The sequence below is a fragment of the Aquimarina sp. genome (genome assembly GCF_977115655.1).
In genome coordinates this window covers 1-18,876 of the sequence record NZ_CDSBKO010000041.1, presented here as the reverse complement: position 1 = coordinate 18,876, position 18,876 = coordinate 1, and the positions used below count along the sequence as shown (strand labels likewise).

The window sequence follows — 18,876 nt, the reverse complement described above, 5'->3', positions numbered from 1 at the left end:
AAATTCTCTACAAAAACTACTAGTACCTACCTGTTTAATTTTCGAAAAAATTAAATGAAACTATAAATTCCATGAAGCTTTATAACTTAAAAAAATAATGTATTATCAAACCATTAATTAAAAATATCTTTATTAACATATAGCTTTCCCCTGCTCTTAAACAACATCTAAAAAAGTAATAATCCTTAGATGATTTTAGTTAAGTCAACATATTATTTGTAATTATTTTCATAAAAAAGAAACTTTCTTTTAATAAAAGAAAAAACACATTTTTAAAAACAAACTAGTAGGTACTTATTGGTTTTGCAAAAAAAATAAATATAATTTGTACCATTAAATCATGCATCATTATTATTTCTAGAGCAGCATTAATACTGAGGAAAACCTTGTAAAATAGATTTAATAATAATCATCAAATTAAAATGTAATATGGAAATAACACAAAAACATCATCTTGTATTTTGCAAGATTCTATTAACCCTGTTTGCCATTTTAGCATACGGAGTTTCAAATGCACAGAGTACAGAAATATCTGGTACTGTAATCGATAATGAAGGACAATTATTACCTGGAGTAACAATTACTATTAAAGGAGATGAAACCAAAGGAACTCAAACAGATTTTGATGGAAATTATTCTATAGAGGTTCCTAATTCAAAAAAAATATTACTATTTAGATTTCTTGGATTTGGAACTAAGGAAGTAAATATTACTAATCAAAAAATAATTAATGTTACTTTAGAAACAGATACTCAAAATCTAGGAGAGGTTGTACTCATTGGTTATGGAACACAAAGCAAAAAAGATTTAACTGGTTCTGTTGCTACAATTGAAGCAAAAGATCTACAAAACAACACAAAAACATCTGTTGATCAAATGATACAAGGTAAAGTTGCAGGAGTGCAAGTTTCACAAACAAGTGGTCAGCCAGGTGGAGGGGTCTCTATTAGAATTAGAGGTAATTCATCCTTAAATACTTCAAATGAACCTTTATATGTAATCGATGGAATGCCTATTAGTAATAACGCTTCTATTCCTAGCAATGGTTCTAATATACCCAACAATTCGGCACCAAACCCTCTAAATAGTTTAAACCCAAATGATATTGAATCTATACAAGTATTAAAAGATGCATCTGCAACTGCCATATATGGATCAAGAGGAGCTAACGGAGTTATTATAATAGCAACTAAATCTGGAAAAGAAGGGGTTTTAAAAATTGATTATAGTACCAGTACTGGTTTTCAAAAAATTGCAAATACTTTAGATTTGTTAACCGGATCACAATATGTAGATCATGTAGGAAACATCTTGCAACAACAAGGCAGCACTATATTAGCTGAATTTTCTGACACATCCATTAACACTGATTGGCAGGATGAGATTTTTGAAAATGCTATAATCCAACAACATAATATTTCGCTTTCAGGCGGTTTTCAAAATAATAAAATATACAGCTCTCTTAATTACACAAATCAAGAAGGTATATTAAGAGGATCTGGTTTTAAAAGATATGGTGGTCGATTAAAATGGGGATATAGCAAGGATAAATTTAGTACAGACATTAATATAAATACTTCTTATATAGCAGACGATATAACAGCCCATGGTGAAGGTGGTAATTTTGACTCTGGAGTTATAAGTACCGCTGTTTATTTACCTGCTACAGCACCAATATATAATCCAGACGGCACATATTTTCAGCCTGATGTTATTGATTTGGATAACCCTTTTAATATAGCTGACGGGATCAATATACAGGGAAGAGAATTTCGAACATTAATTAATTTAAAAACATCTTATGAAATACTACAAAATCTAAAAGCATCTGTAGCAATAAATACCGATATTATTAATACGAAGAAAGATTCTTATCGTTCAAGACAAACAGTAGTTGGGTCACAGGCAAAGGGCATCGCTAGTATTTTAACTTCAAAGAACACAAATTATGTGATTGAAGCTCTTTTAAACTATAATAATACTTTTGGAGATCATACTGTTTCTGCTCTTGCCGGGTATACTTTTCAAAAATTTGACACTCAAGAATTTAGCGGTAATGCAAGAGGATTTATTGGCGACGAAGTTGGAACTAACGACTTAAGTTCTGGAAATCAAGAATTTAATAAATTATTTAGCTTTAGAAGCAACAATACTTTATTATCTTATTTATCAAGAATAAATTATTCATATAAAAATAAAATTCTATTAACCGCATCAATAAGAGCTGATGGTTCTTCACGATTAGCAGATGGTAATAAATACGCTGCTTTCCCTTCCTTTTCTTTAGGGTACCGAATTTCAGAAGAAAATTTCATTGAGTCTATTGATTTTCTTAGTGATTTAAAAATACGCTTAGGATGGGGACAAATTGGTAATGTCCAAGTCCCTAATAGCGCAGGCATAACCACTTTTATCGCTGGAAATTCTGCTGTTTTCAATAACGAACCTGTTGTTGGTCTACAACCAGCTCGTATTGCTAATCCTGATTTAGAATGGGAAACTACAGAACAATTAAATTTTGGAGTAGATTTTGGAATACTTAACAACAGAATTAATGGTTCTATAGATGTTTATAATAAGAAAACTAAAGATTTACTTTTTGAAAAACCAGTTCCATTACAAACAGGATTTACTAGCCAATGGGTAAATCTATCGGATAGTGAAATTACCAATAACGGTATAGAGGTAGCAATAAACACAATTAATCTTATTGGAAAATTCGGTTGGGAAACTTCATTCAATATTACTTCCAATAAAAGTGAAATTAGTAGTTTAGGAGGAGAAAGAATTATTATAAATAATCCAGCTCTAGCCACTGTAGCAAATTTAGAAGGAGAAGCTCCGTTTTCTTATTATGGATATGAACATATTGGTATTTGGCAAATAAATGAGGATCCTACAAATTCTGCACAACCAGATGCTGTTCCTGGTCAGCCTAAATGGAAAGATCAAAATAATGATGGTATTATCGATGCTGAAGATAGAACTGTTCTTGGTAATCCATATCCAGATTTTACTTGGGGATTAAACAATACCTTCTCTTATAAAAACTTCGATTTATCCGTGTTTATTGAAGGAGTACATGGTGTAGATTTATTTAATGCTCAATTAGCAAATACTTACTCTCCTTTTAATGAATCTCGTAACAGGTTTGCTGAACCTATTCTAAATAGGTGGACCGTTAACAATCCAACAAATGATTGGCCTTCTTTTGTTAATCCATCTAGTTATGGTGGCGATTTAACAAATACATTTACAATTCGTGACGCATCATTTGTTAGACTTAAAAATATTACTCTTAAGTATAATTTTAATCTGAAAGAAAATAAATTCATCAGAGACTTAAATATATATGTATCTGGTCAAAATTTAGCCATTTCAACTAATTACATAGGTTTTGATCCTGATTTGAGTGGTACTGGAAACTCTAAATTTGACTTCAATAGCTACCCTACCAGCAGAACCATTCTAATGGGCGTTAATGTAGGATTTTAAATTTAAAACAAACAAACATGAAACAATTCAATATAATTAAAATATGTATTTTGGTTTTTCTTGGAATAACATTTACTCAATGTGAAAAGCCATTAAAAACAGAAATCTATGGCGAGTTTGCTCCAATTGATGGACCAGCCTCTGAAGGATTTATGAGAGGTCTTTTGGATGGTGTATATTCTGAATTTCAATTTAATGGAGAAGACGGTAGAAACTTTATCTACTTTGGTGACTTTAGTGGTGATCACTTATGGAATGAACGAGGGGGGCTTAGCCGAGTTACTTCGTTTGTATTAAATTGGAATTGGGATGCACAAAATCCTTCTTGGTTTAGAAGTAATTTTTGGAGTAAACCATATAGAGTTATACGAAATGTAAACTATTTTTTAGAAGTAGTTGATGACTCAGAACTATCTGATGAAGAAAAAAAAATATGGAAAGCAGAAGTTCGATTTGCAAGAGCAACCACTTATGCATTTATGTATAATTGGTTTGGTTCTATCCCACTAAGAACAAAAAGTAGTGACCCTCCTCAAATGGCAAGAGCAACTGATACCGAAATGCTCAATTTTATTGAAACAGAATTAGTTTCTGCAGCTATCGACTTACCATTAGAGCCTGCAGATGGAGAATTTGGCCGAGCTACAAAAGGTGCTGCTTATGGAATCTTAATGAAACATTATCTTAATATCAAAAATTGGAACAAAGTTGTTGAATATGCTGATTTAATTGATGGATTAGGATTATATAGTCTTTATACTGCTGGTGATAACCCTCATCGTGATTTATTTAAACCTTCATTTGAGACTATTGAAAAAGAAACTATTTTTGCTTTTGCTGCAACACCTTTGGTAAGAGGAACAGCTAATGCTATTATGTCTCACTCTTACCCTGAGAGCAATTATAAATCTTTTGTAAATGGAGAAGATGTTAAATTATCAAATCAATCTATTTCTGGCACAAAAAATAGAGTATACGATCATTTTTATAATTCATTTGAACCAAATGATGATCGCAAAAAACAAATAATTAATCAATATATTAATAGTGAAAATGAAATTGTAACCCAAGAAGCTAACAAAAATAGCTCTTTTAAATATTGGCCAGATCCAGAAATGGATGCTTGGGCTAGTGGTCACGATTTTAAGATTATAAGATATGCTGATGTACTACTATCAAAAGCTGAGGCACTAAATGAAATAAACGGACCCAACAGCATAATTATTGATTTAATCAATCAAGTACGTATTAGAGCAAAAGCTTCACCCTTAGTTTTAGGAGATTTTTCTAGTAAAGAAAAATTAAAGGATGCAATACTTGATGAAAGAGGATGGGAATTTCATTTTGAAGGAAAACGAAGAGAAGATTTAATAAGACATGGCAAATATGTTAGTGCCAAAAGAAATCATCCAGTTCACCCTATTCCTTCTGCAGAGGATTTTAGAGTTTTAATCCCAATTCCTCAAGCCGAACTTGATGCTAATCCAAAAATGACTCAAAACTCAGGCTATTAATTTGTGTGCATATTTATGCATAAATGTGTAAACATTTCATTTAAAAATCTGATGTTTTATGCAAATAGTTAAAAAAGGAGTTCGTTTACTATTTTAAACGGATTCCTTTTTTAAAAATAAGAAAATTGTATCTAGATAAATAATGATTCTAAGTCACAAAGTGTATGATTAAAAAAGATCAGACAAGAATAACATATAGTTAAATCAAAATAAATCGTTATAATTTGATTAATCGGCACTAGCTGCTAGGTTTAATGAAAAACTGGCTTTTAGTTTGCCCTTTAGCTTGCCTTTTGGCATATAGAAATAAAATTGAATGGGTTTTTTATAAATATCTTTGGGGTCATTAGGATTTGTTGCAGTTGCTATTAGTGGGGATTTTCCTTTTAATTTTAAATCATCTACTGTACTCTCAAAACATACAAGTTTACCATTATCATAAAATGTTAATTTATAATTATTTTCGATAGATGGAAAATTCGCTTGATTTAGTAATAATTCACTTTGCTTGATTATATCTTCTAAAGACTTTTTGTCTAAATAATTAGCTTGAGCAAAGTATTCTACCTTAGAATATACCATTTCCCAATACAAGTCTTCATTTTTCTTATTATTCACCCCGTTAGCAAATTGTTGATATTTTTTCAAGATATTTTGACTTAAACTATCTTGGTTTATCTTCCGTAAATCTCTTGCATTTGCTAAAAAATCATTCTCAATAAGTATTTTGGAATCAAACTCAAATTCTTTTTCATAAAAAGGAAGTCCCTCTATATTTATTTTTCGTTCAAAGCTTTCAAATTCAACAGTTTCATGCGTATTAAACTGAAACAGAAAATACTTATCTTCGTCTTTATGGTATTCTTCATATCTTTCATTATTACTCTCAAAATAGCTAAAGCCAATTTTAAAATTAGCTTGTTCTGTAAGATAGTCACTACCTAAAGGCTTGACTATTACTTTTACTTTTTGCGGATTGTCTTTCGACAACAAATGATTAATTGGAATAGGTGTATAAAAAGCCCCTATGTTTCCTCCAAATTCTTTTAAAATGAGTTTGTCATTTATTAATATCTCAATCTGACAGCCTGAATATCTGTAATGAAAATTATATAATGACTTGTTATTAATATTTTCTATATCATTATTTATATTCAGTATTTTTTCTTTATAATCATTCATTTTATTGTTATTTTGAGAGCTACAACTTTGCAACAACAATGTTAATAGTATTAATGGTAAAGTTTTCATAATCATTTAAATGTTTCCATGATGTACATACGTGGGATTATATAATCGAAAGGTTCTATAAAGTTTCCTTCATCCTTCAATTCATTATTCAAAATATCTGGCTCCCAACCAAACCAACTTACTTTGGATTCTGCTTTTAGTTTGTACTGTAACCCTGAAAAATACACTCGCTCTTGGGTAAATGGTCCATGTTGATTATCAAAACCAATTATGCGTTCTAAACCTATAAATGAAGAAATTTGACCATCTATAGCAGCTTTAGCTTCAAAATCTATTAAGTAATATTTATACGCTACTTCTCCTTCAAGTATAGCCTCTCCTTTCACTTTTAAATCTGTACGAATCACATCCCCATCAATAAAAGCTTCGCCATTTTTAACCTCGGGTGGCGGTGGTGCAAAGCCTAATCCACCTTTTACCTTTAGGTTTTTGTTTTGTTTTACCACATACAACGCTTTAGTCTGGTCGCTTGCGTTTTCGTTAAGGCTTCATGTGTTGGTTAAACAATTGTATTTTACATTGATATCGGCACTAGCTGTTAGATTTAATGAAAAACCGACTTTTAGTTTGCCTTTTGGTATACAGAGGTTTTTAATACATTATTTGTAACTCATTACTATCTTTTGGCATATAGAAGTAAAATTGAATTGGTTTTTTATATACACTACCGTCATGTTGTTTTGCTGTACCTATTAGAGGTGATTTTCCTTTTAATTTTAAATCATCTACTGTACTCTCAAAGCATACCAAACGTCCTTCATCATAGAATATCATTTCATAATTTTCTATAGGGAGAAATTTTGCTTGACTATAAATAGATTCTGCCTCTTCAACAACATCGTTAATATCTTTTTCTAAAAAATAGTTATTTTTTACTACATCCTTTATTTTATTATACCACATCTCCCAAAAAACCTCCTTATTTTTATCATTTACACTATTTGCAAACCTTTGATATTTATTTAACACTTTTTGTTTAAGACTATCTCTATCTAATTTACGCAAATCTTTAGCTTTACTTAATTCTTTATTTTCAATATCAAAATCTGCTTTAAACTCAAACTCTTTTTCATCATAAACTTTTCCTTCTAATCTTTTATCCTTTATATAACCTATGGTTTCTCCTGCTGAATCAACGGCAAAATCGCCTGTCGAATCTCTTGCAAATTCATTTGTTTTATAATTTAATAATTCTCTCTTGCCTACCCATTTATCTTTTCTAAAAACAGATCTATTAGGTAACTCATACAAGTAAAAACTATAATAAGACTGAAAGTTGAATACTGAATCATCAACAGGTTTAGCTATTATTTTTAGTTTTTGCTTTTCATTTGTATTTAATAAATAGTTTACAAAATGGTTTTCATCGGTCTCCCTACCTCTCCAATAAGATTTAAAAAAAAGTTGGTTATTAAAATATACCTCTATATTGATGTTACTATAATTAAATCCGTATATATATAGGTTTTACGGGTTTTTCAGTTACCAAATCTATTAGTTTTTCTTTATAATCATTCATTCCTGTATTGTTTTGAGAATTGCAGGACATACAGACCATACAAATAAAAACAAACCACAAACATTTTATATATGACATTCTTGTATTTTTTAATACATTATTTGTAACTCGTTACTATCTTTTGGCATATAGAAATAAAACTGAATAGGATTTCTAAACACATCTTTTGGATCGTTAGGGTTAACCGCTGTAGCTATAAGAGGTGATTTCCCTTTAAATTCTAAATCATTGCTCTTACTCTCAAAACATACTAATCGCCCTTCATCATAAAAGACCATCTCATAGTTTTCTATAGGCTGATAAGACATCATTGTATAATACATCTCACCTTCTTTTATAAGGTCGTCTATATCTTTTTCTGTAAAGAAATTTGCTTTAGCAAAATAAGCTACTTTGTTATAATACATCTCCCAATATGTATCCTCATCTTTGTTTTTTACGCTTTTGATAAAAGCATGGTATTGCCCAAGTACTTTTTGTTCTAAAATTGTACTATCTATTTCTCGTAAATCTTTACTATTTTGTAGAGCTTCGTTTTCAAATGGCATTTCTGCCTCAAATTCAAATTCTTTTTCAAAAACATTTAAGTTATCTAAGTTATCTTTTCTAATAACATCTCCATTAAGGTCTCTAATAAGTTCTCCTTTAGAATCTTTTTTGAAACCATAATTACTATACTTTATAAAATAATTTTGATTTTCGAAATTATCATTACTCCATTCTAGTCTATTCATCTCACTCAAATTAAAGCTAAAATAACTGTTATGTTTATCAAAATTAGATAATTTATCTAAAGAAGTTATTCTCAATTTAACCAACTGCTTTTTATTTTTTTTTGACAATAAATGATTCATAAACTTGTAGCCTTGTTCTTGCTTATTATGTATAGAAGATTTACTAAGAAGTTTATCATTTACCAATACTTCTATATTAACCTGAGAATGACTATAATCAAATAGGAAAAGGGAAGCTTTCTTATATTTCGTTGAATTCTCAACTATTTCATACAATTTTTCTTTAAAATCTAGATTTCCCATATTATTTTCTTTTTTATTTTGCCCACAACTTATTGTACTAACTAATACTATAAAAAGTAGTGTTTTTATCTTTACTTTTTTCATGATTATTTATTAAAAAATTGCATAATATGCATGCGTTTGGTATTATAGTCAAAGGGTTCTATAAAATTACCTTTACTCTCGTATTCGTTATTTAAAAATTCTGGATAATAGCCAAAAGCCCCTACCTTATATTCAGCTTTTAACTCGTATTGTAAGCCCGAAAAATAGATTCGTTCTTGTGTAAAAGGGCCTTTTTGATTATCAAAACCAATAATACGTTCCATCCCTATAAATGATATAGCTTTTCCTTTCAAATTTAACGAAGCATCAAAATCTACTAAATAATATTTTTTATTCAATTCTCCTTCAAGTATAGCCTCTCCTTTCACTTTTAAATCTGTACGAATCACATCGCCCTCAATAAAAGCTTCGCCATTTTTAACCTCGGGTGGGGGTGGGGCAAAGCCTAATCCATCTTTTACTTTTAGGTTTTTGTTTTGTTTTACCACATGTAGCGCTTTGGTTTGGTCACCCGCATTTTCATTAAGGCTCCATGTATTGGTTATGCAATTGTATTTTACGTTAATATCGGCACTGGCTGTTAGATTTAATGAAAAACTGGCTTTTAGTTTATCCTTTAGTTTACCTTCTGGGGTAAGTTCTTCATTAATACTTACTCCCAAAAAAGGTTTTGCTTGTAGTGTAAACCGTATGATCAGCGCTGTCTTGCCATCTGCCATTTGCTCATACTCATATCCAAAATTGCAACTTACCTTGGGGTAGGTAAAACTTAAGTTACTATCGCTTACCTTTTTTTCAAAAAATAACTTCTAGTTCTTTACCACCTTTGGGGATATGAAAGTAAAATTGCATTTTATTAGATTTTTTCACCTCTTTACCTTCCTGTCTTAACTCTAAATTAAGTACCGATTTCCCTTTTTTCTTAAGATCTGAAGACGTACTCTCTAAAGTAACTAAACGACCCTCATTATAAAACACCATTTCATAATCTTCTAGTGGTAAAAACGTTACTCTTTTGTCTGAAAATACAAATTCAGCATTTTCATATAACTCATTTATTTCTTCTTCGCTTCTATAGTTTGCCATACATTCTAAATACGCTTTTCTATACATCGTTTCCCAGAAAAATGCGTCATCATCTGAATTATTAACACTTTTTATAAATCTATTAAAATATGTAACTACTTGTTTTTTTAATACTACCGTATCCAATTTTCGTAAATCTTTGCTCGTTTCTAATACATTGGGTAGTTTAAAAGGAATACTAGCCTCAAATTCAAATTCTTTTTCAAAATATGGTTTGCCTTCTAATCTTTTTTCTTTTATATACCCTATAGTATTCCCATCTTTATCTACAGCAAAATCTCCATTAGAATCTCTAGCAAATTCATCTGTCGAATATTCTGTAATCTTTTTTAATTCTTCATCCCACGTTTCTCTATCAAAAAATGATTTTTTATCAAATGAAGACAACATAACTTTAAAATACGACTGCTCATTAAATAATTCATTATCAAGAGGCTTAACTATAATTTTTAGTTTTTGTGCTAACTCATTATTTAGATAGTGATTGATTAAATGATAATCTTGTGTTTCCCTACTATATGTATAGAACTTAAATAATAATTTATCATTAATATACATCTCTATATTTACATCACTATAGTTAAATTCATATATATATATAGGGGGTTCGGAGTTATTTTTGACTTCTTTGTATAAATTTTTAAATTTTTCCTTATAGATTATAGTATTCATACTTTCTTTATTTTGTGGTTTGCATCCTATTGTAAATAAGACAAATAATAAGATTGTTAATATTGCTGTCTTCATGAATTATTTAAAATTTTGCATGATATACATACGGTTAGTTTTATAATCAAAAGGCTCTAAGAAGTTACCTTTGTCGTCAAAATCTTCATCTAAACCCATTCCAAACCATTTTAATTTCACTTTTCCTGTTACTTCATATTGTAAACCAGAGAAATATAACCGTTCTTGTGTAAAAGGGCCTTTTTGATTATCAAAACCAATTACGCGTTCCATTCCCATAAAAGAAGAAATTCCACCAGTAATACTAAGTTCTGATTCAAATCTAATAAGTTCATAATTCTTTTTTAACTCACCTAAAATCTCGGCTTTCCCTTTCATTTTTAAATCTGTACGAATCACATCGCCCTCAATAAAAGCTTCGCCATTTTTAACCTCGGGTGGTGGTGGGCCAAAACCTAACCCACCTTTTACCTTTAGGTTTTTGTTTTGTTTTACCACATGTAGCGCTTTAGTCTGGTCGCTTGCGTTTTCGTTAAGGCTCCATGTGTTGGTTAAACAATTGTATTTTACATTAATATCGGCACTAGCTGCTAGGTTTAATGAAAAACTGGCTTTTAGTTTGCCCTTTAGCTTGCCTTCTGGAGTAAGCTCTTCATTTATACTTACTCCCAAAAAAGGTTTTGCTTGTAGCGTAAACCGTATGATCAGCGCTGTCTTGCCATCTGCCATTTGCTCATACTCATATCCAAAATTGCAACTTACCTTAGGGTAGGTAAAGCTTAAGTTACTATCGCTTATCTTTTTTATGGCTTGTTTTATATTTTTTGCTTTTTTAAGTGATTTAAGCTTCATTCTGCCCGTTACAAAATAAAGGATCACCAAGTCTAAGCCCAAGGTCATTAAAGATAACTGAAAGGCGTAGTAGTATAAAAAATAATTATACGGTTGTTTTTCTGCATAATTAATAAGTTCCCCATTCATTTTATGATGGTAGCCTAGTTGTATGGTTTCGCTTTCACTTTCTATAAATTTTTCTACCAAACCTTCTAGGTCATCGCTTAAGAATTTGAACTCGTCTTCGTCGCTGCTTGCCAAATACTTATGCGCTGCCAAAAGCTCTTCTATAGGTTTCATGACCTTTGTGTACAAAAACCCTACTACTGGTTTAAGGTAATCATACAAGTTTTGGTTAAACTCTATCAATTTTACCTCTTCTGCTTTATAAAATAATACCTTTTTTGCGGCATAATTTATATGTACCGCCCATTGCAAATCTGGGTAGATATTAAAAATAGGGGTACGTATGTATCTGCAACTTTTTATAAGTACTGGATAGGGTATGTGTTTTGCCCCAAACATATACTTTACAAATACTTCTAAATAGGTATCTGCTTTGTATGGGTAGGCTAGTTTAATCTGTAATTTGTTTTCTGTTTTACTTACGATTTTTACAGGGGTTATACTACCAAACAACTCACTATTTACAGTCTCTGTAGGTAAGTGGGTGGTATCAAAAGTATTATTGGTGTGGGTATTGCTACTATCCTGTGTATTATCAAAACCTGCTTGCAGGCACTCGGCAGTTTGTACTTCTTCTAGATCTATGGTGATGGTTTGTGGGGTTTTGTTACCACCTGCCACATACTCGAGTATGGGAGTGGTGTTGTTTATTTCTAAACTACCATCTTCTGCTTGTTTTAAAATATGAAAATTGCCGTAATCGTCGGTTATTTTTATAGCGGTAAAACCACATTCTTCATAGCTTTGGGTAACTAGTGTAGCTTCTTGTATTTCTGCTATTTGCGGTATCCATTCTTGTTCATCTTCATCTACAGCCCATTCATCTCTATAGTTTATGGTAAAGGTAATTTCTTTTTTCAAGTTTTTTACTTGCTCTTCGGTATAAGGGGCATGTAGTATAGCACGGTTAGGTACTAGGGTTATACTTATCTTACCTTCTTTTATAGAATCCTGATTGTCTTTACCTTCTTCGTGATCCAAGGTTTCTATCCATTCTGGTTTTATGTATAGCTCGTAACGTTGCTCTACATTATAGTCCAAAACAGGGTTGTCTATATTTCGATCTAAAGAAATACATTCTTTTTCTAACTCTTTGCCGTCTACAGTAATGAGTAGTTCTATATCATAATAGGGTACATTGTGCAATGCCATATATACATCTACTATATTGCTATATTCTAGCTCTGTTTCTAACGCTTGAATATCTTTGCTTATAAATTTTATATCTTTTTCTTGAGTTGTTTCTCGCTTTTTTGCATAAAAAGATAGGATTTGTGGTTCTTGTACAGCTATTATAAACGCCCCTTGGGACATCCATCCCGGGCGATAATTAATCCCCTCTAGCCATATCCCTGCACCCAGTTTGTTGGATTTATAATCGATACTGCCAAAGGTGTCTTTGCCCATCACTTTTTTATAGGTAGCCATGGTGTACTGTTTACCCACATATCTGGTGTCTTTTTCTGAGTATACAACATCTTTATATTTTTTAGAATCTTTGTTTAAAGCAGTTAAGTGTTCTGCTAACGTTTCTGGTTGTATTTTTGTTTTACCACCTACTTTAAAATTTAGCCATTTGTTTGTTTTAAATTTATTATAAGGTTGCGCTATCCAATACACGTTTTTTTGTGTGGCTTGGGTATTAATGGCTTTTAAGGCTAATATTTTAAAATTAACTGCTTTATTTTTAGGGATCAAATACACATAATAGCCTTGATAAACTTCTCGTCTGGCAGCGCTATCATCGGTTGTGATTTCCTTATCAGCATAATTTTCTTCTTTTTTTACTTTATTTTCTTCTAAGTTTGATAGCTCTGTTTTCATTCTACCGAGTTTATATCATGTTTAACCTCTTCTAATACCGTTGTATCCTCACATGCCAACGGGTTTACCTGAGCCATCACGTCTTGATCGGCTTCTTCTTGGTGTTGCTGAGTAGCTTCTGCGGTTTGCCCATGAAACGTAATACGTATACAAGGCGCTCCTGCTATGGGACAAGTAGCTTTACTGTTTTCTAGTATTGGATTACCACCATTATCTAAGGTTACTTTTTCATAAAAGTCTTGCCATTCTGTAATCATGGGTTGGCAGGGTTTATAACCACTGGGCGTGGGTTGTAGTTTGCATTGCCCAAAGGTCTTTTTTTGAAAAGGTTGCCCAATATCCATTGTAGAAACGATCATCTTTTTTTCGCCTTCTGCATCGTTTACATACTGCTTATGTTGGCTTATTGATACTATTTTATCGGGCATGGTACCATTTTGGCACTCGCACTCTGCTTCTTGACATACTATTGCTTTTCCCATAGTTTTTAATTAAAAAAATTATTTCCAGAATTCATACCATTTTTTTTCGGCATTGGGATCTATATACATACCGTTTTTCTTTTCATCTTCTATTTTACGTTGCTTAGTTTGATCCATATCTTTTTGCCAAATGGCTTTAAATTGTATGGTCTTATCTATATTATGTTGTGTATACTTAACGGTGCCATCTACTCTTAATAAGGTATGATCTTTTGCATCTAACTCATATCCTATTGCCGTTTCTCCCTGACCTATACCACCTGCAGGTTGCATAACCCCTTGATAATGGATCACTATACGGTTGTTCTCTTTAATAATAGGGTTGACCTTTTGATTACCATAAAAATCTAGTTTATGAATCCCAGAAAACCATTTAAATTGCTTTTTTAAGGGTTGTGTAAACTTGTTGGTGTAGTTTATATATAATTTTGAAAATAAAATATCGTAAACAACATCGTTATCTAGGCTTTTTACTATTTTTTGGGGACTGCTTACCGCTTCATTTATTTTTTTACAATACTCTATAAATGGTTTTCCCGAATATCGTTTTGCCAGTTCTTTTTGTTTTATTTCCCAACGTTTTTCTATCTCCTTTTGATTGTTAACCCCTATTATTTGCCCAACTTGGTTTACACTTACTTGCAAGGGGTATAAACAGCTAACGCTCTGCTCTGCCAACAGCTCCATAAACCCTTCTAATTGCTTGCCATTTTTAAAAACCCGTTTTCTATTTAAGGTATAACAAAACACCTTTTTTTTATAGCTGTCGCATACTACCTCTAACAGGTACTGTATGCTTTTTTGGTTACCATAATTAATATGCACACCATAGGTGCGATGTAAAAACCTTGTTTTATTTTCTATTAACCAGTAGTGTAGTTTCCTTGAAAATGGGATTCTCTCGGGTGTTTTTTCGGTTTCTTCTGTAGATAGCGAAAAATGCGGTCTTTTGTCTCTTTGGGGAGAAGAAACTGGAATTTCTGAATGGTTACCATCATCTATCAATACTGAAAAAGGTTTTTTTGGCATTGTTTATTTTTCTGAATTATTTTGTATCGTTGTATACTTTTCTATTTCCATCTTCTCTAGGTTGCATAGGCTCTTGAAGCCTTAGTATTTCATGTATAACAGGGGTGTAATGCCACCAACTAGATGGTTCGAGATTTTTGTATGAAAACGATATGTGCAGGTATTGGTTTCGTAATGCTCTTACTAATTGCGTATCGGTTAGTGTTTTATAATCTACCTTTTCTACGATTTTTTTTAATTGATAGGTTCTACGTGTCGGCAACACAAGATTTGTATTATCTTTTGGATGTTCTAGCATTTTAGAATCTATGATCAAAGAGTTGTTTTTTACACGCTCTTTTGCTTGTTTTATCTCCTTTGCTTTGTATTCTTTTATTAACTGTTGTATTTTTTCATTTTTTTGTTCTAACAGTTCTTTTTCATTTTGCTTGCTGTTAAATTTTAATAAATCTACAGTCTGCACCCCTTTACCTTTACTTTTAAACTCTGCTTCTAAACGTTTTTGTACTTCTGTTAATAAATCGCCTTTTACTTTAAACTTATCGTTTAATGTTGCGGTATTAATCTTAGCAAGATGCTTTGTCGATAATTTAGCCATTAATTGTAGTCCTATTACACTATATTGATTGGTTAGATTTTTTCTTCTACCCCATACTTCATCTCGTACCCAACCATCTTCTATATTTATTTCATGCCCTTTATACCAGCCTTCTGCAATAAAGCTACTCCTTACACTTTTTGCTTTTTCTTCATCATTGCTTAAATCCCATAATAATGTGTCTTCTTGAAGAATATTCTCCAGATATCCACCACCAATATCCGAGTGTACTCCAGGCAAACTAATAGTTATTCCTTTTGCCCCTGCACTTTCTATACCTGTTAAATCAAAGTTGTATCGAATCTCGTCTTGCGCTATTAGATGTACAGTTTTATTAGCATGGTACATTTGGTTTAGTTGCAAATCTGTATGGTCTTTAGAGTGATTCATCCCATAAGCCGATACTGAGTCGTATAAGCCTGCAAATCCTATTTTTATGGTGTTTATTGTTGTTTCTGCTTCTTCTAGAGCTTTTCCTAAATATCCATAGGCAGGAATATCGATCACCTGTAACTCTGCTTCTTCTCGGCTATAATACTCATAATGCGAAGCACTTTTTTTTACTTGCGATACAAAATGCCGTGCCGCTACAGCGCCACGACTAAAACCATATACATCAAAATATACCTGATCTATAAGTATGAAACCTTTTTCGTTTGTAACTATTGGTTTAATCTGAGGCAAAATCTTATTTACAATTCGCTTACAGGCTTCTTCTACCCTTGCTGGCACCCCTGTACCCCCTTTACCAAAAGCGCTACCTACGCTTGCATCTCCTTTAAAATTTTCGGTACCGATACCCTCTACATAGAGTTTAAATATTTTGGGATCATCTGCTAAATAATGAGGTTCTAGACGGGATACATTAGACTCGTCTGAGTTATAACTATTATCGCCATGATTGTCATCTTCATGCTTTTTGTACGCCTTTTTATAAGTTTCGATATCTTCGCCTTCATCCATTTCTATGGCTTCGCCTTTATACGCTTTATAAGCACGTACATTTTTACGGTTATTGCCTGTACCATCAAAAAACACCCCTATCACAATGCTATTGCCCCGCTCTATAGCTGTTCTGGTTTGCTCATATTCTCCAAAAATAATTCCGCTCATACTATGATTTATATAAAAGTCGTTTTACTGTATTTTCTTCTAAGTGTATTTCTTGCTTGTCACCACCTGTTATCAGGTAGAGTTTTAGTTTTTTTATGTTGTTTTCTACATACGTTTCTATCTCAAAACTACCAGTATTGTTATTTTCTTTAAAAGCAGTTGCCATGGCTTGATAATCACTATCCTTAAAAACACAAGTTGCTGTAAAAGCCTCTTTTACTTGATCTGGCTCTTCCCATTGTATATTAAATTCTTTTGGCAAAGCACTGTATATGGTATCTTCTTTAATATTTAAAAATTTATTGTGGATTCTATATTCTTCACCGTCAAAATTATAAGAATATAATAATACCATATGTGGATCCCCTTTTATATGTATACCCCAAGTAAAAGGTTGCCTATAGGTTTCCCATTTTTTAAAAGAGAGCGTACCCTCCTTATATTGCGCTACTATTTCGGCAGGGATACCGTCTACATATAGTTTAACTGATTTTTCTCTATCCTGTTCGCCATGCGGATTGTATTCTTTCCAGTCCACTTCGGTTTTTTTGGCTTGGTAAAAACCTACTTCGCGCTGAAATCCACTAGAACCTGTCAGCCAAACAGCTACAGCACCACCTGGCGCCACATTAACAATAAAATTTAATTCATGAGACATTAAAATTTCTCCTTTTCTTCTAATTTTAAACCCTTTTTCGAATATTTGCGCTATTTTTTTATGATCTAACTCAAAATGTCCTTCGTAAAATTGATTTTCTAAATAAGAAATCCATACCAAATCGAGTTTTTTGGGTAAAGGTCTTTCTGTAAAACCAGTAAGAGACCCCATTTGCCCCCAACCACTATTTAATGTGCCTTTACCTCTAATACCTGTATCCCCTAAAGATCCATAATGTAAGGTTGCAGGAAAGTTTTTGGGTGCATTTACAGATACAGACCATTTGTATTTTTTATTCATTTTATTGCTTTTGCAGTTTACTAAAGTTAGCGCGCAAAGCACTACTACTATGCCATATTTAATTTTCATGTATACCTGCTTTTCTTTTTTGAACATAATTTTTGTGTACGAAAAAAACAATAATAGTTGTTACTAATGTTATAGATTGAAAAACTACTTGAATTATAAAATCCATTCCTGAAGCCATTACACTCCCTGCAGGATCACTATTAAAATTTCGTAAATCTTTAGACAGGTTGTCTACTGCATAAGGCACAATAGTAAATACACTATTAATTAAAATCCACCAAAAAATAAATGTATTTAACTTGGTTTTTACAATACGTGTTTGATAGAGTGTAAACATTAAAATTAGCAGGGTAAGTAGTAATGATATCGGTGCTGTAAAATATGCTACCGACAATAAGTAAACATTAGTATTCATTTTTAATTTTAATGATGCTCTAAAAATAAGAGCATATATTAAACACCCCAATACTAATATAGTACCTATAATTAAAATATTTTCATCCATTTTTTTCTATTAAAATAGCATTACCCATTATCCGCTTTAATATTTACTTTGGTTGCTCCTGCAAGCGTCATATTTTCTTTGGCAGATTCTACCGTTGCTTTTTCTGAAACTTTATTTAATTCTGTAGCTTTTATAACATATTTTTGATATGCTATTTTTTTTATATTTAGTGCTCTTTTTATAATAGCCATATTAAAATAGATTAGATTTTTCTTTTGCATTGATATGCACTTTTTTTGCACTCAACATATTTATTTCTTCTTTTAAACTTTGCATATTTATTTTATCTGCATATTCTGTTGATTCTTTTGATTGTATATCAAACGTATTATCTGCAATTTGTTTAATATTATCCGCCTTTTCTTTAATATCTTTTGATGCCGTTTGTAAAATATCATTTCCTGCATTAGAAGTAATGTTGCGCCCTGCTGTTTGGTCAATACTTTGTCCTGCATTTACTGTGATGTTTTTACCTGCATTAATATTTATGTTTTCGCCAGCATTAATATTAATATCTTTAAGTGCATTAATGGTAATAGTTTCACCTGCGGTATCTATAATAAGATGATTTCCTTTTTTATCCGTAATGGTTATACTCTCACTACGATCGGTATCGTTAAACTCTATGGTATGCCCGCTACGGGTAATGATACTTTTGTAGTTGTTTTGGTCTTGTCCTCCTGCACCGGTAGAACCGTTAAAAA

At 31.7% G+C, this 18,876-nt stretch carries 15 protein-coding genes and 1 pseudogene; 2 read left to right on the top strand and 14 right to left on the bottom strand.

Features of this window, described 5'->3' with window-relative positions; genetic code table 11:
- Positions 1 to 429 precede the first annotated feature (429 nt).
- Both ACZIYX_RS16180 and ACZIYX_RS16175 read left to right on the top strand, forming a co-directional pair.
- A complete protein-coding gene (locus ACZIYX_RS16180) occupies positions 430 to 3,495 on the top strand; it encodes a SusC/RagA family TonB-linked outer membrane protein (protein WP_462683293.1) in 3,066 nt (1,021 codons plus the stop codon).
- Positions 3,496 to 3,512: 17 nt separating this feature from the next.
- Positions 3,513 to 5,009: a RagB/SusD family nutrient uptake outer membrane protein gene (locus tag ACZIYX_RS16175; RefSeq protein ID WP_462683292.1), complete on the top strand. Its 1,497-nt coding sequence runs from the start codon at positions 3,513 to 3,515 to the stop codon at positions 5,007 to 5,009.
- A 228-nt stretch (positions 5,010 to 5,237) separates the two neighbouring features.
- On the opposite strand, the gene ACZIYX_RS16170 is transcribed toward ACZIYX_RS16175, so the two are convergent.
- The 14 genes and pseudogenes from ACZIYX_RS16170 to ACZIYX_RS16105 form a co-directional block, all read right to left on the bottom strand.
- Positions 5,238 to 6,191, bottom strand: coding sequence for a hypothetical protein (locus ACZIYX_RS16170; protein ID WP_462683291.1), 954 nt, complete (start codon positions 6,189 to 6,191; stop codon positions 5,238 to 5,240).
- A gap of 71 nt (positions 6,192 to 6,262) precedes the next feature.
- Positions 6,263 to 6,706 carry a hypothetical protein gene (locus ACZIYX_RS16165; RefSeq protein ID WP_462683290.1) on the bottom strand — a complete coding sequence of 148 codons (444 nt, stop codon included), beginning with the start codon at positions 6,704 to 6,706 and terminating at the stop codon, positions 6,263 to 6,265.
- 145 nt (positions 6,707 to 6,851) lie between these two features.
- Entirely contained in the window at positions 6,852 to 7,511 is a 660-nt protein-coding gene (locus ACZIYX_RS16160; protein WP_462683289.1) for a hypothetical protein, read from the bottom strand.
- A 357-nt stretch (positions 7,512 to 7,868) separates the two neighbouring features.
- Positions 7,869 to 8,900 carry a hypothetical protein gene (locus ACZIYX_RS16155; protein WP_462683288.1) on the bottom strand — a complete coding sequence of 344 codons (1,032 nt, stop codon included), beginning with the start codon at positions 8,898 to 8,900 and terminating at the stop codon, positions 7,869 to 7,871.
- A gap of 2 nt (positions 8,901 to 8,902) precedes the next feature.
- On the bottom strand, positions 8,903 to 9,580 hold the full coding sequence (locus ACZIYX_RS16150) for a hypothetical protein (protein ID WP_462683287.1): 678 nt from the start codon (positions 9,578 to 9,580) through the stop codon (positions 8,903 to 8,905).
- Between the two features lie 76 nt (positions 9,581 to 9,656).
- Positions 9,657 to 10,619, bottom strand: coding sequence for a hypothetical protein (locus ACZIYX_RS16145; protein WP_462683286.1), 963 nt, complete (start codon positions 10,617 to 10,619; stop codon positions 9,657 to 9,659).
- A gap of 78 nt (positions 10,620 to 10,697) precedes the next feature.
- Positions 10,698 to 13,478: a hypothetical protein gene (locus ACZIYX_RS16140; protein WP_462683285.1), complete on the bottom strand. Its 2,781-nt coding sequence runs from the start codon at positions 13,476 to 13,478 to the stop codon at positions 10,698 to 10,700.
- Positions 13,475 to 13,960, bottom strand: coding sequence for a DUF4280 domain-containing protein (locus tag ACZIYX_RS16135; protein WP_462683284.1), 486 nt, complete (start codon positions 13,958 to 13,960; stop codon positions 13,475 to 13,477). The genes ACZIYX_RS16140 and ACZIYX_RS16135 overlap by 4 nt, the downstream gene beginning before the upstream one ends.
- A gap of 18 nt (positions 13,961 to 13,978) precedes the next feature.
- Entirely contained in the window at positions 13,979 to 14,989 is a 1,011-nt protein-coding gene (locus tag ACZIYX_RS16130; protein ID WP_462683283.1) for a hypothetical protein, read from the bottom strand.
- A gap of 16 nt (positions 14,990 to 15,005) precedes the next feature.
- Positions 15,006 to 16,700 carry a T6SS phospholipase effector Tle1-like catalytic domain-containing protein gene (locus ACZIYX_RS16125; RefSeq protein ID WP_462683282.1) on the bottom strand — a complete coding sequence of 565 codons (1,695 nt, stop codon included), beginning with the start codon at positions 16,698 to 16,700 and terminating at the stop codon, positions 15,006 to 15,008.
- Between the two features lies 1 nt (position 16,701).
- The gene (locus ACZIYX_RS16120; protein ID WP_462683281.1) at positions 16,702 to 17,727 is read right to left on the bottom strand and encodes a DUF2931 family protein; all 1,026 of its coding nucleotides are present in this window, start codon (positions 17,725 to 17,727) and stop codon (positions 16,702 to 16,704) included.
- On the bottom strand, positions 17,717 to 18,172 hold the full coding sequence (locus ACZIYX_RS16115; RefSeq protein WP_462683280.1) for a hypothetical protein: 456 nt from the start codon (positions 18,170 to 18,172) through the stop codon (positions 17,717 to 17,719). Before ACZIYX_RS16115 ends, ACZIYX_RS16120 begins: the two co-directional genes overlap by 11 nt.
- Before the next feature lie 20 nt (positions 18,173 to 18,192).
- Positions 18,193 to 18,363, bottom strand: a complete 171-nt coding sequence (locus ACZIYX_RS16110; RefSeq protein WP_462683279.1) for a hypothetical protein — start codon at positions 18,361 to 18,363, stop codon at positions 18,193 to 18,195.
- Between the two features lies 1 nt (position 18,364).
- Positions 18,365 to 18,876: pseudogene (locus ACZIYX_RS16105) on the bottom strand (Vgr family protein); the annotation flags it as partial.

Bases quoted from the DNA above. Each gene is read 5' to 3' on its own strand.
- ACZIYX_RS16180 (WP_462683293.1), top strand. From the start codon at position 430: ATGGAAATAACACAAAAACATCATCTTGTATTTTGCAAGATTCTATTA.
- ACZIYX_RS16175 (WP_462683292.1), top strand. From the start codon at position 3,513: ATGAAACAATTCAATATAATTAAAATATGTATTTTGGTTTTTCTTGGA.
- ACZIYX_RS16170 (WP_462683291.1), bottom strand. From the start codon at position 6,191: ATGAATGATTATAAAGAAAAAATACTGAATATAAATAATGATATAGAA.
- ACZIYX_RS16155 (WP_462683288.1), bottom strand. From the start codon at position 8,900: ATGAAAAAAGTAAAGATAAAAACACTACTTTTTATAGTATTAGTTAGT.
- ACZIYX_RS16150 (WP_462683287.1), bottom strand. From the start codon at position 9,580: ATGGCAGATGGCAAGACAGCGCTGATCATACGGTTTACACTACAAGCA.
- ACZIYX_RS16145 (WP_462683286.1), bottom strand. From the start codon at position 10,619: ATGAATACTATAATCTATAAGGAAAAATTTAAAAATTTATACAAAGAA.
- ACZIYX_RS16140 (WP_462683285.1), bottom strand. From the start codon at position 13,478: ATGAAAACAGAGCTATCAAACTTAGAAGAAAATAAAGTAAAAAAAGAA.
- ACZIYX_RS16135 (WP_462683284.1), bottom strand. From the start codon at position 13,960: ATGGGAAAAGCAATAGTATGTCAAGAAGCAGAGTGCGAGTGCCAAAAT.
- ACZIYX_RS16130 (WP_462683283.1), bottom strand. From the start codon at position 14,989: ATGCCAAAAAAACCTTTTTCAGTATTGATAGATGATGGTAACCATTCA.
- ACZIYX_RS16125 (WP_462683282.1), bottom strand. From the start codon at position 16,700: ATGAGCGGAATTATTTTTGGAGAATATGAGCAAACCAGAACAGCTATA.
- ACZIYX_RS16120 (WP_462683281.1), bottom strand. From the start codon at position 17,727: ATGAAAATTAAATATGGCATAGTAGTAGTGCTTTGCGCGCTAACTTTA.
- ACZIYX_RS16115 (WP_462683280.1), bottom strand. From the start codon at position 18,172: ATGGATGAAAATATTTTAATTATAGGTACTATATTAGTATTGGGGTGT.
- ACZIYX_RS16110 (WP_462683279.1), bottom strand. From the start codon at position 18,363: ATGGCTATTATAAAAAGAGCACTAAATATAAAAAAAATAGCATATCAA.